General features: G+C 35.1%; 20 protein-coding genes. 17 read left to right on the forward strand and 3 right to left on the reverse strand.

The window, feature by feature from the left end; genetic code table 11:
• Positions 1-48 precede the first annotated feature (48 nt).
• From R2Q59_RS15375 to R2Q59_RS15430, 12 genes are all read left to right on the forward strand, one after another.
• Positions 49-498, forward strand: coding sequence for a cytochrome B (locus R2Q59_RS15375; protein WP_316770629.1), 450 nt, complete (start codon positions 49-51; stop codon positions 496-498).
• 2 nt (positions 499-500) lie between these two features.
• Positions 501-728 carry a hypothetical protein gene (locus R2Q59_RS15380; protein ID WP_316770631.1) on the forward strand — a complete coding sequence of 76 codons (228 nt, stop codon included), beginning with the start codon at positions 501-503 and terminating at the stop codon, positions 726-728.
• A 296-nt stretch (positions 729-1,024) separates the two neighbouring features.
• Entirely contained in the window at positions 1,025-2,428 is a 1,404-nt protein-coding gene (locus R2Q59_RS15385; protein WP_316786113.1) for an anthranilate synthase component I family protein, read from the forward strand.
• Positions 2,429-2,503: 75 nt separating this feature from the next.
• A complete protein-coding gene (locus R2Q59_RS15390; protein ID WP_316786114.1) occupies positions 2,504-3,094 on the forward strand; it encodes an aminodeoxychorismate/anthranilate synthase component II in 591 nt (196 codons plus the stop codon).
• Between the two features lie 93 nt (positions 3,095-3,187).
• Positions 3,188-3,970, forward strand: coding sequence for an indole-3-glycerol phosphate synthase TrpC (gene trpC / locus R2Q59_RS15395; protein ID WP_316786115.1), 783 nt, complete (start codon positions 3,188-3,190; stop codon positions 3,968-3,970).
• A gap of 373 nt (positions 3,971-4,343) precedes the next feature.
• Positions 4,344-5,540, forward strand: coding sequence for a GTPase HflX (hflX, locus tag R2Q59_RS15400; RefSeq protein WP_316770639.1), 1,197 nt, complete (start codon positions 4,344-4,346; stop codon positions 5,538-5,540).
• A gap of 23 nt (positions 5,541-5,563) precedes the next feature.
• A complete protein-coding gene (locus tag R2Q59_RS15405) occupies positions 5,564-6,661 on the forward strand; it encodes an alginate lyase family protein (RefSeq protein WP_316786116.1) in 1,098 nt (365 codons plus the stop codon).
• Between the two features lie 77 nt (positions 6,662-6,738).
• Positions 6,739-7,125 carry a 30S ribosome-binding factor RbfA gene (gene rbfA / locus R2Q59_RS15410; protein ID WP_316770643.1) on the forward strand — a complete coding sequence of 129 codons (387 nt, stop codon included), beginning with the start codon at positions 6,739-6,741 and terminating at the stop codon, positions 7,123-7,125.
• Positions 7,112-7,750 carry a PAQR family membrane homeostasis protein TrhA gene (gene trhA, locus R2Q59_RS15415; protein WP_316786117.1) on the forward strand — a complete coding sequence of 213 codons (639 nt, stop codon included), beginning with the start codon at positions 7,112-7,114 and terminating at the stop codon, positions 7,748-7,750. The genes rbfA and trhA overlap by 14 nt, the downstream gene beginning before the upstream one ends.
• Positions 7,751-7,848: 98 nt before the next feature.
• Positions 7,849-8,550 carry a peptidoglycan DD-metalloendopeptidase family protein gene (locus tag R2Q59_RS15420; protein ID WP_316786118.1) on the forward strand — a complete coding sequence of 234 codons (702 nt, stop codon included), beginning with the start codon at positions 7,849-7,851 and terminating at the stop codon, positions 8,548-8,550.
• A 17-nt stretch (positions 8,551-8,567) separates the two neighbouring features.
• Positions 8,568-9,221 carry a TonB family protein gene (locus R2Q59_RS15425; RefSeq protein ID WP_316786119.1) on the forward strand — a complete coding sequence of 218 codons (654 nt, stop codon included), beginning with the start codon at positions 8,568-8,570 and terminating at the stop codon, positions 9,219-9,221.
• Between the two features lies 1 nt (position 9,222).
• A complete protein-coding gene (locus tag R2Q59_RS15430; RefSeq protein ID WP_316770652.1) occupies positions 9,223-9,621 on the forward strand; it encodes a hypothetical protein in 399 nt (132 codons plus the stop codon).
• Here the strand turns inward: R2Q59_RS15430 and R2Q59_RS15435 are convergent.
• Positions 9,599-10,498: a diacylglycerol kinase family lipid kinase gene (locus R2Q59_RS15435; protein WP_316786120.1), complete on the reverse strand. Its 900-nt coding sequence runs from the start codon at positions 10,496-10,498 to the stop codon at positions 9,599-9,601. The genes R2Q59_RS15430 and R2Q59_RS15435 overlap by 23 nt on opposite strands.
• A 16-nt stretch (positions 10,499-10,514) precedes the next feature.
• Between R2Q59_RS15435 and R2Q59_RS15440 the strand changes: the two genes are divergently transcribed.
• The 3 genes from R2Q59_RS15440 (at position 10,515) to R2Q59_RS15450 (ending at position 12,447) form a co-directional block, all read left to right on the forward strand.
• A complete protein-coding gene (locus R2Q59_RS15440) occupies positions 10,515-11,519 on the forward strand; it encodes an App1 family protein (protein ID WP_316786121.1) in 1,005 nt (334 codons plus the stop codon).
• A gap of 65 nt (positions 11,520-11,584) precedes the next feature.
• Entirely contained in the window at positions 11,585-11,983 is a 399-nt protein-coding gene (locus R2Q59_RS15445; RefSeq protein ID WP_316770660.1) for an META domain-containing protein, read from the forward strand.
• Positions 11,984-12,048: 65 nt separating this feature from the next.
• Positions 12,049-12,447 carry an META domain-containing protein gene (locus tag R2Q59_RS15450; protein WP_316770661.1) on the forward strand — a complete coding sequence of 133 codons (399 nt, stop codon included), beginning with the start codon at positions 12,049-12,051 and terminating at the stop codon, positions 12,445-12,447.
• Here R2Q59_RS15450 and R2Q59_RS15455 read toward each other — a convergent pair.
• Positions 12,444-12,812 (reverse strand): YccF domain-containing protein, encoded by a 369-nt coding sequence (locus tag R2Q59_RS15455; protein ID WP_316786122.1) that lies wholly within the window; start codon positions 12,810-12,812, stop codon positions 12,444-12,446. The two genes, R2Q59_RS15450 and R2Q59_RS15455, sit on opposite strands and share 4 nt — an antisense overlap.
• Positions 12,813-12,919: 107 nt before the next feature.
• Between R2Q59_RS15455 and R2Q59_RS15460 the strand changes: the two genes are divergently transcribed.
• Both R2Q59_RS15460 and aat read left to right on the forward strand, forming a co-directional pair.
• On the forward strand, positions 12,920-13,276 hold the full coding sequence (locus R2Q59_RS15460; protein WP_316786123.1) for a hypothetical protein: 357 nt from the start codon (positions 12,920-12,922) through the stop codon (positions 13,274-13,276).
• A 33-nt stretch (positions 13,277-13,309) separates the two neighbouring features.
• Entirely contained in the window at positions 13,310-13,942 is a 633-nt protein-coding gene (gene aat, locus R2Q59_RS15465; protein ID WP_316786124.1) for a leucyl/phenylalanyl-tRNA--protein transferase, read from the forward strand.
• A 40-nt stretch (positions 13,943-13,982) separates the two neighbouring features.
• Here the strand turns inward: aat and R2Q59_RS15470 are convergent, their stop codons facing one another.
• Positions 13,983-14,639, reverse strand: a complete 657-nt coding sequence (locus R2Q59_RS15470) for a DUF2927 domain-containing protein (protein ID WP_316786125.1) — start codon at positions 14,637-14,639, stop codon at positions 13,983-13,985.
• Positions 14,640-14,663 lie beyond the last annotated feature (24 nt).

The raw sequence follows: 14,663 nt of genomic DNA on the forward strand, positions 1-14,663 counted from the left end.
GCGGTGCGCTGAATGACAAAAAGTGGTAATTTTGAAAGAAAAAAGAATATGGATTTATACGGTATTTTAAAAAGCGCACACTCGGGTTGGCGTTATGTAGTTTTTTTATTGTTAGTTGTTGCAGTTATCCAAGCTTTAGCTGGATGGTTTGGTAAAAAAACTTACACCGAAGGAAATAGAAAACTGAATGTCTTCACATTAATTAGTGCGCACATCCAATTGGTTTTTGGATTGATATTGTACTTTCTAAGCCCACTAACCAAAATGGCATCTTCAGAAGCAATTGGACGTTATTGGAAAATGGAACACATCAGCATTATGATTTTAGCCATTGTCCTAATTACAGTTGGAAATGCTAAATCTAAAAAGGTAACTGATGCTGTAGCGAAGCATAAAAATATTGCCATTTTCTTTGGCTTGGCTTTGGTGTTTATCGTCGTTGCGATTTTTATGATGACTAAAGTTGGTCCGACAAAAACATTTTTTGGGATGTCATAACGATGACTAGCGAAATAGTAGTTAGCAATTCTTTTGCCTTTACATTATTATTAGGGGCAGCTCTTTTTATAGGGAAATCAATTTATGATTTAATTAAAAATGAGCATTTATCAAAATCTGAAAAGGTTTCACTTGCTTTTGTAATTTCATTACTCCCAATTTATGGCTCGTTTATCTTTTATATGTATGCTAAGAATATTTATAAGGCAGGGCGATATTTGAGAAATTAATAAAAAATTCAAAATATTTTGATTTCTTAACTTTTTGTATATTTTTGTCACACAATGATTAGCAATAAAACAAACACTTGGCAATGGCGTGGTAATTCTCAAAAGAGTTTCGTCGTAGCTTTGTGCACCTTATAGTTTATCAACCTAAACCTAAACTTAAACCACATTTCAAAACCCGACGTAACCACACGTCGGGTTTTTTGTTATTAGTAAATTCGTCATATCGAAGGAGGAACGACGAGATATCTGGGGGAACAGATTTCTCCCAAGGTCGAAATGACGTAAAGTAAAAAAGAATGAAAACATACAACATACAATCACATACCAAAAAGAGGCTAGCGGATACCACAACGCCAGTTAGTATTTATTTGCGCCTTCGCGATGTTTTTCCAAATACCATTTTATTAGAAAGTTCTGATTATCATAGTCGTGAAAATGCAACAAGTTATGTTTGTGCCGAGCCAGTTGCTGGAATCATTTTGCAAGATGGCGTATTGAAGACTTACTTTCCAGACGGCACAAAAGAAAGTAAAACTGATTTTGTTTTAGTTGAAGAAATCGCTGAATTTAAAGCGAAATTCAAACCTTTAAATCAAACAAAAGAAAAGCATATTTCAACTGGGTTATTTGGCTATTTTACATGGAATGCTGTTCAGCATTTTGAGGATATTAAGTTCACTTCGACTACACCAGAGGATGAAAAAATTCCAACAATGCAGTATCACGTTTACAGATACATCATCGCGATAGACCATTTTAAGAATGAAGTAACTTTAGTTAAAAATTCATTTAACGAAGATGAGAATGAAGATTTAGCAAAAATTGAATATATCATTCAAAATAAAAATTTCCCAGAATATAGTTTTAAAACCAATGGTGAAGAGCAATCTAATTTAACCAATGAAGGTTTTATGGATATGGTTGAGCAGTTGAAAAAGCATATTTATCGTGGAGATGTATTTCAGATTGTGCCATCTAGAGCATTCAATCAGGCTTTTTTGGGTGATGAATTTAATGTGTATCGTTGCTTGCGTTCCATAAACCCATCGCCATATTTATTCTATTTTGATTATGGCAATTTTAAGTTGTTTGGTTCATCGCCTGAGGCACAAATTACTATCAATAATAACATTGCAAACATTTTTCCAATTGCAGGTACGTTTAAACGCACTGGAAACGATGAAGAAGATGTGGCATTGGCTAAAAAATTAGAGGCCGACCCTAAAGAAAGCGCAGAACATGTAATGTTGGTAGATTTAGCTAGAAATGATTTGAGTAGACATTGTAGTGGAGTGGAAGTGAAATCATTTAAGGAAGTGCAATACTATTCGCATTTAATTCACTTGGTTTCTAAAGTGAGTGGAAATTTACAAGATGGAGTAAGTGCATTTAAAGTGGTTGCGGATACTTATCCTGCGGGAACATTAAGTGGTGCGCCGAAATATAAGGCCATGCAATTGATAGACCAATACGAAAAACTAGGGCGCAATTTTTACGCAGGTGCGATTGGTTACATGGGTTTCAATGATGATTTTAATCACGCTATTATGATTAGAACTTTTATGAGCAAAAACAACCACTTGCATTATAGGGCAGGGGCAGGAATTGTTGCTGATTCTATTGCAGAAAACGAATTAAACGAAGTGAATAACAAGATAGCTGCGTTGCGTAAAGCAATTGCAATGGCTGAGGAGATTTAAAAATTAACCACAAAAACACAAATTGCACAAAGAAAAACTTAGTGGTCTTAGTGCCTTGGTGGTAAAAAGAAAAACATGAATAATAATACTTTAGATAAAAAGCCAATTTTAGTAATCGATAATTACGATAGCTTTACCTATAATTTAGTCCATTTAATTAATGAATTAGGTCATGAAGCGGTGGTATGGAGAAATGATAAATTTGAATTAGCAGATGTGGCGGCATACGATAAAATTTTGCTATCTCCTGGACCAGGCATACCAGAAGAAGCAGGTTTGTTGTTAGAAGTAATCAAAACTTTTGCACCGACCAAAAGCATTATGGGTGTTTGTTTAGGTCAGCAGGCAATTGCCGAAGTTTTTGGTGGAAGTTTGTTAAACCTTGGCAGACCGATGCACGGCATAGCTACACCGATCACAGTTTTAGATAAAGCTGATTTAACATTCAAAGGTTGTTTAGAACCAATTGAAGTTGGCCGTTACCATTCTTGGGTGGTAAATCCCGCAGATTTACCAGCAAGCCTGACTGTAACTGCAATTGATGGCGATGGGCAAATTATGGCTTTAAGACATAAGGAATTTGATGTTTGTGGTGTGCAGTTTCATCCAGAAAGTGTACTTACCCCAGATGGTAAACAAATGATGAAAAATTGGGTTGAAAACTAGAAAATTTGTCATTGCGAGGTACGAAACATTCTACTTAATCGCATTACGCTTTAAGATTGCTTCACACCTCGCAATGACGCACATAAACAAAAAATGAATATTTTAGACAAAATCGTTATCCGTAAAAAGGAAGAAGTTGCTGAGGCTAAACAAAAAATTTCAGTTGCTGAGTTAGAAGCCAACCCCAATTTTAGTAGAAAACCATTGGTTTTTAAAGACTTCTTATTGGATAAAAAACGTACTGGAATTATATCAGAATTTAAAAGACGTTCTCCATCTAAAGGTTTAATCAATGGCACGGCCGATGTAGCTGAGGTAACACAAGCTTACAATTTAGCTGGAGCTTCTGCGCTTTCTGTTTTAACCGATACAGATTTTTTTGGTGGCAAAGCTGAAGATTTATTTCAAGCAAGAGCAGTAAATCAAATCCCAATTTTGCGAAAGGATTTTATGATTGATGAATACCAAATCTTAGAAGCAAAAGCTTGGGGAGCAGATATCATTTTATTAATCGCATCGATTTTAACACCACAACAAATTATAGATTTTGGCAAATTGGCTCAAAGCTTAGGTTTAAATGTGTTGTTAGAAGTTCATAATCTGGAAGAATTGGAAAAATCAATTTGTCCTCATTTAGATGCCATTGGCGTTAACAACAGAAACTTAGGAGATTTTACGGTTAATATTCAAACCTCATTCGATTTGGTAACTAAAATACCCGACGAATTTTTGAAAATCTCTGAAAGTGCAATTGATAATCCGCAGGTAATTAAAGAACTAAAAGCAGTTGGTTACAATGGGTTTTTAATTGGGGAAAACTTTATGAAAACCGACAATCCTGGACAAGCGATAAAAGACTTTGTAGCGCAATTATAGAAAAGTTAATTACATAAGTATGGATTAAAAATCCATAGATAGAACTTCGCGATTACAAATCACGAAGAGCTAATAAGAATTCTATGTAGCCTATGTTTCTATATGGTTTGTTTTTAGAGGATTCTGCAACCCTAAATAATTGTACAAGCCCAACTTATCTAAACCTGATGGTAGTGAACACGTAGGGGTAACCCTCGCGGTTACCCACGAAGTAAAACGAACAGCAGGGCTGAAATAACCGATTGAAATTAGACCTTCCTTTTCAAATAATTCTTTTAACATTTTTTAGTATTTGGGCAAACATTAATCTTAACGTAAGGTTTTGTATGCACAAAAACATTCGATGATAGATTTCGTATCTTTGTAAATATACATGGGAAAGCAAAAAACTTATGATACCGCCATTAAACAAGAACGAGCGGTTCTTGTTGGCGTAATAACACCTGGCGAAAAGCCTGAACAAACTAAAGAATACCTTGACGAACTTGCCTTTTTAGTGCAAACGGCTGGTGGCGTTGTAGAAAAAAACTTCACCCAAAAAATGTTGAAACCCGATAGGGCAACGTTTGTGGGAACTGGTAAATTGGAAGAAATACAGGCTTATGTAAAAGCTGAAGAGATTGACATGGTCGTTTTTGATGATGAATTATCGCCATCGCAACTGCGGAATATTGAGCGTGAATTGCAAGTGAAAATCTTAGATAGAAGTAATTTAATCTTAGATATTTTTGCAGGTAGAGCACAAACAGCACAGGCAAAAACACAAGTAGAACTAGCACAATTACAATATTTATTACCTCGACTAACCCGTTTGTGGACTCACTTAGAGCGTCAAAAAGGGGGTATTGGCATGCGTGGTCCGGGTGAAACCCAGATTGAGAGTGATAGAAGGATGATTTTGGAAAAGATCTCTTTATTGAAGGAAAGGCTAAAGCTAATTGACCGTCAGAATGAGACCCAACGCAAAAATAGAACGCAGTTAATCCGTGTGGCTTTGGTGGGTTATACCAACGTTGGTAAGTCTACCATTATGAATATGCTGTCGAAATCTGATGTATTTGCAGAAAATAAATTGTTCGCCACCTTGGATACAACAGTTCGTAAAGTGGTCATAGAAAATGTTCCTTTTTTACTGTCGGATACAGTTGGATTTATTAGAAAACTGCCTCACCATTTGGTAGAATGTTTTAAATCTACCTTAGATGAAGTTAGGGAAGCAGATGTTTTGGTACACGTGGTGGATGTTTCGCATCCTAATTTCGAAGACCAAATACATACCGTAAACGAAACGCTGAACGATTTAGGCGCAAGGGATAAGGATACAATTATGATTTTCAACAAAATTGATGCTTATGTTACGCCAGAAGTTGATGAGTTTAATTTAGAGGAAGAGGTTGCGCCATTAACTTTGGCAGATTTTAAAAAAAGCTGGATGGCACACAACAATGCGCCTGCTATTTTTATTTCGGCAACTAAAAAGGAAAACATTGAAGAGTTTAAACAATTGCTTTACGATAAAGTAAAAGCTTTGCATACTTCGAGGTATCCATACGATAAGTTGTTATATTAGCGAATAACCAAATCCCTGTTGTAATGAAAAGAATCTTGCTTCTATGTATTTGCTTTTTCCTGTTTAACGTAGTTCAAGCTCAAGTTGTAAGTTTAAATGCAACAGAGCTGAAGAAATTACAGCGTTTGATTAAAACAGATGCTGATGCTAAAAAACATTGGGAAAGTTTATTAACAGATGCTGATGAAGCAATTACATCAACACCAAATCCAGCTGATACACTTTTAACGGAAGGGATTTTACAAGGCGACCCACGTAAAACCAGAACTTGGAAATCTATTGAGGATATGCAAAAGGTTTATGCCTTGGCATTTGCTTTTAAAATTACTGGAGATAAAAAATACCTGACTAAAACGAGCGAGTTTTTATTGGCTTGGGCAACAAGAAATCAGCCGCAGGGCAATCCAATTAACGATACCAACTTAGACAGGATAATTTTTGCTTATGATTTGGTGAAGAACGATTTATCAACAGATGTTAATGTTGCTTGTATGGCTTGGTTAATGAAAGTTGGTTCGCAACAAATTAAATCTTTTGATAAGGCTGCAAGTGGCAAGAGTTTAACTTACATGAACAACTGGAACTCGCATCGCCTTAAAGAAGTTGCAGAAGTAGCTTGGGCGATAAATGATGAAAAGCTGAAACTTTGGGTAATTGATATTTACAAAAAGCAGATCTCCAAAAACTTAAATCCTGATGGAAGTAGCTGGGATTTCCACGAAAGAGATGCTTTGCATTATCATATTTATGATGTCGACCCGTTAATGGTTGCAGCAATTATTTTAAAACGAGACAGTAAATTTGGAGATAATCCTTACAGTTATAAATCGCCAGAAGGGAGTTCGTTAAAAGGCTCGGTAGATTGGTTGGTTCCATTTTTTACGGGAGAAAAAACTCACGCAGAATGGGTAAACTCTAAATCGTCATTCGACAAAAAAAGAGCGGCTAATGGCGAAAAAGGTTACATTGCTGGTACACTTTTTAAACCAACGGAAGCTAGAACGAGTATAGCCTTGGCAGACTTTTTCGACAATAAAATGTTATCGCTTTTTCAGACGAATATTAATAGTAAATCAAAATATCCTACTTGGCAATTCGTTTTGAACGAAGTAAAAAGATAAAAATAAAAGCTTGAACTGTCCTTCGACAAGCTACCGATGTAAAATCGGCACAAGTAAGGATTGACAATACAATAATTATGGAAAGTAAAAGACAACAGAAGTTTGCAGGGTTATTACAGGAAGAGCTTGCTGCTATTTTTCAACGCGAAGGGGCAGCTTACTTGCCTAATACATTGGTTACGATTACAAAAGTTCGTGTATCGCCAGATTTGGCTGTGGCTAAAGTGTATTTAAGCTTTTTAAACACAAACAATACAAGTTTATCATTGGCTACTGTAAACTCACATTCAAGTGAAATTAGATATAAGTTAGGTTCACGTATTCGCCATCAGGCGAGGGTTATTCCTACGCTTACATTCTTTGTAGATGATACCAATGAATATGTAGAGCACATGGATAAAATCTTCGATAAAATAGCAAGAGAAAGAAAGGATACCGAAGAAGAAACCGATGACCAACAATAAGTACATTCGCGAACCAATAAACTTTATTACCCACCTCGTTCCAGCGTTATTAGCTATTCCAGCTTTGTATCTTTTGCTGCAAAAGTCGAATACTTATTTCGAATATTCAGCGGCATACATTTACGGAATTGGAATTCTGATTTTATTTAGCGTGAGTGCAACTTATCACTCTATGCCTAAAACGGAATACGGGATAAGGTTTTGGCAAAAATTTGACCACTGCTGCATTTATTTAATGATTGCAGGTTCATTTACGCCAACTGCACTACTTATCTTTGATGGCTGGTTGCGTTGGTTATTATTCGGATTGGTTTGGTTAATCGCCTTAATTGGTTGTTTGCTAAAAATCTTTAACCGACTTAAAAACCAAATGGTTTCTACAGGGTTGTACATTACAATGGGTTGCTTGGTTATTCCCTTTCTAAAAAAGATGTTAGAAACTTTACCTATTGCAGCTATAGTTTGGCTAATACTTGGTGGTTTATTTTACGTTGGCGGAACTTATTACTATGCAAAAGATAAACAGATGAATAGGTTTTTTCACAGTCACGAGTTATGGCACGTTTTTGTGAATTTTGGCGCTTTATCTCATTTTATATACAATTACGTTTACGTTTTTGCTTAAGATGTTATTTGAACCATATAAGGAGTATAAGTTCATTTAAGTTTGACGATTAGCCTTATATTTTCTTAAATACCTTATATGGTTATTATTGATTGAAAATGAACTCACTCCAAAAACTTCAGAATTTCTTAGCAAATAACATCATCCATAAAGTTGTAGACTTCAATCCATCAACTGATAAATTATTGCCTTTAGATTTTACAGCGAGCAATACCGAATTAACCAATGAAATTTTAGCTGACACAGATTTGTTTTCCAATTGGGTAGAAGAAAAATTAGCTAAAAGCAATGCAAAATACGGCATTGGTGGTTATAATGAACATAGGACAATTTATAGTAGAAGCATACATTTTGATACCGTTGAAGAACCAAGACGATTACATTTAGGAACTGATATTTGGGGTCCTGCAGAAACGCCTATTTACAACTTCTACGACGCAAAGGTTCATAGTTTTAAATTCAACGATAATTTTGGAGATTATGGCGCAACCATTATTCTGCAATATCAATTGGATGACTTGACCCTATTTGCTTTGTATGGTCATTTAAGTTTAGCCTCTTTAACAGGTTTAGCAAAAGGACAATTCATCCCCGCAGGGAAACAATTTGCAAGCTTCGGCGTTAAGGAAGAGAACGGTTTTTGGCCGCCACACCTACATTTTCAATTGATATTTGACATGGAGGGAATGAAAGGAGATTATCAAGGCGTTTGTCAGTTTTCTAAAAAAGCCATTTACCTAGAAAATTGCCCAGATCCAGGCTTAATTTTAAAACAGACTTTTACATCGGCTTTGCCTTAAAATGCGTAAATTTAATTATGTACAGGATTTTAGCAGCTTTCCTTATCTTAATTTCCTTTTCTGTTAAGGCGCAACGGCCTGAATTGAAAGGTGGATTGCCTGCATTCTTAAAAAACAATACCATTTATCCCGCTTATTCCCTCCACAATTGCATACAAGGAACGGTAAAAATTGGCTTTAAAGTTAATGCCAAAGGCGATGTTTATTTCACCGAAATAACCAATGGTGTGGGAGCGGATTTAGATGATGAAGCCTTACGATTAATTAAAATGAGCAGCGGAAAATGGGAAGTTCCATCAACGCATGATACTACAACTTTAATAGTGGCGCCAGTAAACTTTACTTTAGATGGTTATGGTTGTGAGAGAAAATCAAAAGCCGACATCGCTTTAGCCCTACGAAACTATAAGAATCAAGAAGAGATAGAATATGCGATAATGAACTTCTATCGCAATAAGGAAAAGGGTTTAACAAAGTCTGAAGATGAAGCACGTATTTTGAGACTTAAAGAAGAGATTGGCATAGACGAAGACTATTTAGACGGTAGAATAGAAACTGCATTAAAAAAATATAAACAAGGAGACAAACAAGGTGCCTGCGAAGATTTTAACTTTGTGAAATTCATGGGCTCTGATAAAGCCAACGATTGGCTTAATAAATACTGTAAATAATATGCGCTTTCTCTTACGTTCTTTTGCTCTTTTAGATTTAGTTTCTCTTGTTTTTTTAGGTATGCAGTTAGTAGAAATTGCTCCTCGTTTTAATGAGATTACCAAACAATCTGACAAGGTTGAGGCTACCTTAATGTTCCCAATGTTTTTGCTAATCGTTATTGGTGTCGCTGGATTATTATTAGCAAAAAAATTTGGTTTCATTTTATATTACATCCAATTTCCATTTAGGTTATACTTATGGATTTTCTCTGTCGGATTTATAACCTTACTACCTGAAGCCTTTGAAAGCTATGATGATAGATGGTTCCCAGCACTTTTAAAAGTTTGTTTTATGGCAGAATTTATCAGGTTGTATTTAACAATCAGGGCACAGCTTAAGCTGAAGGACCAACAATAACATTTATCGCCTTCGGAATAATCTTCGCATCAACTTTATTTACCTTTCCTAAATATTCTCCATCTACCTGAAAATGTACCTTATGTTGCGTGGTAATTTTTAAACTTGAAGTTTGAAAACTTTCAATCTTTTTTGGGTCCCAAGGCAGTTTGCTTAACCAAATTTTAATGATTTCTAATACCGCATATTTTTTTACTATTATAACTTCAAAAAGTTCATCGTCCAGTTCTCCATCCGGATTTATTTCAAAGCCTGTCCCATATTTTTTTGCATTTGCAACAACAACCATGGCGGCTTTTTGCTTGATAGTTTTTTTGCTGATTTTAAATTCTACATCCATTTTACGGTGATACCAGAACGCATGCCAAGCAGCTTTTGCGTAGGTCCACATTCCTCGTGTTGGCAGTTCATCAAATTTTTTAACGATGTAGGCATTAAAGCCGATATCCGCCAAATGGATACACAGTTCACCATTAATTAACACAGCGTGGATTTGCTTTGGCTTGCCCTTAATTGCCAGTTCTAAAGCCTCATTTAGTTCCAAAGGGATGCCTAATTCTTTTGCCATTCCATTTGCAGAACCTGCAGGGATAATTCCTATGGGCGTTTTAGTTTCCAATAAACATTCGGCAACTAATTTTAAAGTTCCGTCTCCGCCAACAGCGATAACTCTCTCTGCTGCAGATTTTTCTATAGCCGATTTAATTTTGGTGAGCGAACAATTTTCGGGCAATTGATAGATTTCCAACTCCTCATCCCTTGATTTAAAAAATGCCTTAATTTCTTTTTTATAATCAATTTCTTTGTTACCCGAAGCTGGATTAACAATGAAGAGTATTTTATGAGTTTTAGATTTTGGAGGCGTTTTATTCGTCATATTTACCAAACAACTAATGCATAAACTCTGTTTTAATTATATCATGAACAACGCAACAAGTGTAAAGGTATATCATGGCTACGGCCACACGCATAACTTAGTTGTTTATGGTCACGTATTTAAATTCAAGGCAAAAACCATTCAGAATTTCAGCGATAATCTTTTCGTAAATATTGTTCACCTGTTTAAGCTTTTCATAGTAAAACCTGCGGCTTTTACTAACTTGAGATTGATATTCTACAATCAAATTGTACACCAAAAAAGTGAATATGACGGTTTCTTTAAATTTGAATGGAAGGCCGCAGAAAATGTTTCAGCCGGTTGGCACGATGTAAAAGTAGAAGCCTTAAATGACGCAGGTGAAGTGTCTGCCACTGGAGAAGGAAAAATATTTGTGCCACATATCACACAATATGCTTTCATTTCTGATATAGACGATACGATAATGGTTTCCCACTCGGCTAAAATCTATAGGAGATTGCGACAACTTTTTATTAAAAATCCTAGAACCAGAAAAACCTTTGCGTCGGTTAGGAAACATTATCAGTTATTGGCAAATGCGCATACAGCTATTGCACAACCAAATCCATTCTTTTACGTATCAAGTAGCGAATGGAATTTGTACGATTATTTGGTAGAACATTTTAGATTTAATGAATTGCCAGAAGGCGCATTTTTATTGAATCAATTGAAAAGATGGAAGAATTTATTTAAAACAGGAAAAACTGGTCACGAAGGAAAATTATTAAGAGTAATGAGAATCTTAGATGCTTTTCCGAACCAGAAATTTGTTTTTTTTGGCGATAACTCTCAACAAGACCCTGCAATTTATCAAGCTATTGCTCAAAAATTTCCCTCAAATGTAGTTGCGGTATACATTAGAAATGTAAGAAAATCTAGACAACTAGAAACCGAAAAATTATTAGCAAAAATAGAACAACAACAAATAAAAACTTGTTTATTTACACATAGTGATGAAGCGATAGCTCATTCAAGAAAAATTGGATTGATTGCTATCTAAATCGTCATTGCGAGGAGGAACGACGCGGCAATCTATTATGTCAAACTAACTAAAAACCACAGATTATGAAAAAGATATTATTAGGCTTTATGTTGATTTTTACACTGCAAGCTTGCTCAGAAAAAACAACTGCTGATTCGATTAAAAATACAAAATGGCTGTTAAGTGAATGGCCTGGACAAACTTTGCCAATTGGCAAAGAAGGTTCACTAAGTTTTGATGCTGAAAATAAAATAAGCGGGAAATCTTTCTGCAATGGTTTTGGTGGTAACGCTGTAATTAATGGAAGCACCATAAAATTTGAGCAAATATTCGGCACAATGATGTTTTGTGAAGAAGTTGGTCAAGCAGAAAAAATCTATTTAGACGGCTTAAGAGCAGTAAACTCTTATAAAATTACTGGCGGTAAATTGCACTTGTTTATTGATGGAAAAGTAGCAATGATTTTTACAAAGGCAGAGTAGTTCCTAAACCGCCTATACTAGATTCTGGAGACTAATTGGTCAAAAATATTTTATAGCTTAACAAAATGAAACACATATTTTACGCATTTATTATTCTTTTAGGTTTTCAGTCTTGTTCAACAAAGTTCGATGTTAATTCGTTTTCAAAAAATCGTTGGATTCTAAGAACTTGGACTGCGAATAAACTTCCTCCTAGAGCATCTGCAAGTTTAAAATTTGAGCCAAATAGTAAAATTAGCGGAAATGCTTTCTGTAATTCTTTTGGCGGCACGGTTAAAATTACAGACTCATCCATCAAATTTGATCAAATATTCTCAACCAAAAAGTTTTGTGAAGGATTAAGTGAGTTTGAAAGTAAATTTCTAGAAGATTTGCAGAAAATTGATTCTGCGAAGGTTGCTGGGGGAAAATTGACTTTGTATATTAAGGGTGTCAGGATAATGACGTTTACAGAACCTCGTTAACTAATCGACTTCCCGAAAGGGGAAAATGCTAGGTTCATCAATTTAAAATGTTGTAAGCCAAATGGAATCCCTACGATGGTAATGCAAAATAACAAGCCAAAAACAAGGTGAGTTAATACTATCCAAATACCGCCAAAAACTAACCAAATAATATTCATAATGGTTGATAAACATCCAATATTAGAGGAGGTATCTGTTATTCTCACACCGAATGGAGCTAAACCTACTATGGCAAATTTAAAACATTGAATGCCAAAAGGAATGCCTACGATAGTTAAGCACAAAACCAATCCTCCAAAAATATACTGGAAGAAAATAAATATCCCTCCAAAAATTACCCAAATGATATTGCCAATGAAACTCATGGTTTTGAGATAGGCAAATTGCTTAAATGTTACATACAAAATAGAATTTTAGGTTTTAATAATTATGGTAAATGCGTAATTTGCTGTACACACAAAAACCTAAAAGAATGAAAAAATTAATTGTTTTTTCGGCTATTGCCTTATGCCTTGCTTTTGCACAAGCCAAGGCTCAAACTGTAAACGAAGTTAGATTAAGTGAACTCCGTTCAACGTATATCGAAATCTCAGAATTCAAGCGTTACCTAAGCGATAAAATTTTTATCCATCTGGAGTATGGGCAAAAAATCGAGGATGCTAGAACAAATGCAGTTATTAAGGATGATGATGGAAAGGATTTAGAGTTTAATTCATTAATAGATTGTGTAAACAAGCTTAAAAACTACGGTTACGAACTCTTCGAGGCTTACACATTAAAGTACGATGAAAGAAATGCGGTAAAATATTACATCTTGAAAAGGAAGTAGTTTTTAGAGAAAACCTTTCCCTATAATTGCAAAATGATTTTCCAACTGCTAGATGATGAGCTCATTTTTCCTGATACTGCTTTGGCAGAGCCAGATGGTTTGCTTGCCATTGGTGGAGACTTAAGTGAAGAAAGATTGTTTTTGGCGTATCAAAGCGGAATTTTTCCTTGGTTTAGTGAAGGAGACCCTATCCTTTGGTATGCGCCACACGAGCGATGCGTAATTTTTCCCGATAAGATTAAAATCAGTAAAAGTATGCGTAAAACGTTAGCTTCAGATGTGTTTAACGTAACAGAAAACAAGGCTTTTGAAAAAGTTATTGAGCATTGTGCAAAAACCCCAAGGATTGGTCAAGATGGCACTTGGATAACCCATGAAATGCAACAAGCCTATATTAAACTTCACGAAAAAGGATTGGCACACAGCGTGGAAGTTTGGCAAAATAATGAATTAGTTGGTGGTTTATATGGGGTTAAAATCAACAACGTATTTTGTGGAGAAAGTATGTTCAGCTTGGTAAGTAATGCCTCAAAAACAGCGTTGATTCATTTGAGCAAAATGGAATTTGAATTGATAGATTGTCAATTACCGAATGACCATTTGATGAGTTTAGGGGCAGAAATGATAAGTAGGGAAGATTATTTGAAGGTATTAAGTGTAAGATAAAAGAGGTCTTCGACTACGCTCAGCCTGACAATTCTAATGTTTAAGGGCTTAGAATCTTATCAACTTCATCTGGCGTCATTCCAGGTTTAATAGCTTGTAGATATAGAGCAGAGATAATGTGACCATCAAACTCGTCTAATTTAACAAGGTTAGAGTTTAGGATGGTGAAAACGCTATTTGGTGCTAATTTGCTGTTATTTAAGAATCCTAAAGTTTTAATAATGTTTCTTCTGAAGAAATTTTTGGCATTTGCTCTATTTCCAAACTTCTTAATGTTGATTAAATTCTGACCCCAATAAATTTCAGATAATTTTGTGGATTTGATTCGATAAGAACCTGGAGAGGTTAAAGGGGTTTTGCTCAATGTGTATGACTCGAAATCTTCGGGGTTGTTTCCAAATACAATCTGATAGTTTTCTTCAGTATCACTTGTAGCTTTTTTAATATCAAGCGCTGTTAGTTTGCGAATTTGGTTAAAAAATGAATCTACTTCTTTAACCAGATAAAGTGAGGTGTCACCATAAATCTTATATCTAATAGGAACTACCCATTTAGATAATGTTTCATACTCACCTGCTTTTCTTCGTTTAAACACAATCTCATTAAACACGATTTTCTCGTCTGGTGTTAATTTTTGAGCATAGACATCAATGCTTATTGCAATGAATAGAAGTAAAATGAATTTTAATTTAAACATATATTACCCGATTAATATTTTCAA

Source organism: Pedobacter frigiditerrae (assembly GCF_032678705.1).
In the GTDB taxonomy this organism is placed as follows: Bacteria; Bacteroidota; Bacteroidia; order Sphingobacteriales; family Sphingobacteriaceae; genus Pedobacter; species Pedobacter frigiditerrae_A.

Excerpts from the sequence above, each read along its gene's own strand:
- R2Q59_RS15445 (WP_316770660.1), top strand. The coding sequence starts at position 11,585 with ATGAAAAAGATATTATTAGGCTTTATGTTGATTTTTACACTGCAAGCT.
- R2Q59_RS15460 (WP_316786123.1), top strand. The coding sequence starts at position 12,920 with ATGAAAAAATTAATTGTTTTTTCGGCTATTGCCTTATGCCTTGCTTTT.
- R2Q59_RS15385 (WP_316786113.1), top strand. The coding sequence starts at position 1,025 with ATGAAAACATACAACATACAATCACATACCAAAAAGAGGCTAGCGGAT.
- R2Q59_RS15455 (WP_316786122.1), bottom strand. The coding sequence starts at position 12,812 with ATGAGTTTCATTGGCAATATCATTTGGGTAATTTTTGGAGGGATATTT.
- R2Q59_RS15435 (WP_316786120.1), bottom strand. The coding sequence starts at position 10,498 with ATGACGAATAAAACGCCTCCAAAATCTAAAACTCATAAAATACTCTTC.
- R2Q59_RS15470 (WP_316786125.1), bottom strand. The coding sequence starts at position 14,639 with ATGTTTAAATTAAAATTCATTTTACTTCTATTCATTGCAATAAGCATT.
- R2Q59_RS15440 (WP_316786121.1), top strand. The coding sequence starts at position 10,515 with ATGCATAAACTCTGTTTTAATTATATCATGAACAACGCAACAAGTGTA.
- R2Q59_RS15405 (WP_316786116.1), top strand. The coding sequence starts at position 5,564 with ATGAAAAGAATCTTGCTTCTATGTATTTGCTTTTTCCTGTTTAACGTA.
- R2Q59_RS15430 (WP_316770652.1), top strand. The coding sequence starts at position 9,223 with ATGCGCTTTCTCTTACGTTCTTTTGCTCTTTTAGATTTAGTTTCTCTT.
- R2Q59_RS15375 (WP_316770629.1), top strand. The coding sequence starts at position 49 with ATGGATTTATACGGTATTTTAAAAAGCGCACACTCGGGTTGGCGTTAT.
- R2Q59_RS15390 (WP_316786114.1), top strand. The coding sequence starts at position 2,504 with ATGAATAATAATACTTTAGATAAAAAGCCAATTTTAGTAATCGATAAT.
- aat (WP_316786124.1), top strand. The coding sequence starts at position 13,310 with ATGATTTTCCAACTGCTAGATGATGAGCTCATTTTTCCTGATACTGCT.
- R2Q59_RS15425 (WP_316786119.1), top strand. The coding sequence starts at position 8,568 with ATGTACAGGATTTTAGCAGCTTTCCTTATCTTAATTTCCTTTTCTGTT.
- rbfA (WP_316770643.1), top strand. The coding sequence starts at position 6,739 with ATGGAAAGTAAAAGACAACAGAAGTTTGCAGGGTTATTACAGGAAGAG.
- R2Q59_RS15380 (WP_316770631.1), top strand. The coding sequence starts at position 501 with ATGACTAGCGAAATAGTAGTTAGCAATTCTTTTGCCTTTACATTATTA.
- R2Q59_RS15450 (WP_316770661.1), top strand. The coding sequence starts at position 12,049 with ATGAAACACATATTTTACGCATTTATTATTCTTTTAGGTTTTCAGTCT.
- hflX (WP_316770639.1), top strand. The coding sequence starts at position 4,344 with ATGGGAAAGCAAAAAACTTATGATACCGCCATTAAACAAGAACGAGCG.
- trpC (WP_316786115.1), top strand. The coding sequence starts at position 3,188 with ATGAATATTTTAGACAAAATCGTTATCCGTAAAAAGGAAGAAGTTGCT.
- R2Q59_RS15420 (WP_316786118.1), top strand. The coding sequence starts at position 7,849 with ATGAACTCACTCCAAAAACTTCAGAATTTCTTAGCAAATAACATCATC.
- trhA (WP_316786117.1), top strand. The coding sequence starts at position 7,112 with ATGACCAACAATAAGTACATTCGCGAACCAATAAACTTTATTACCCAC.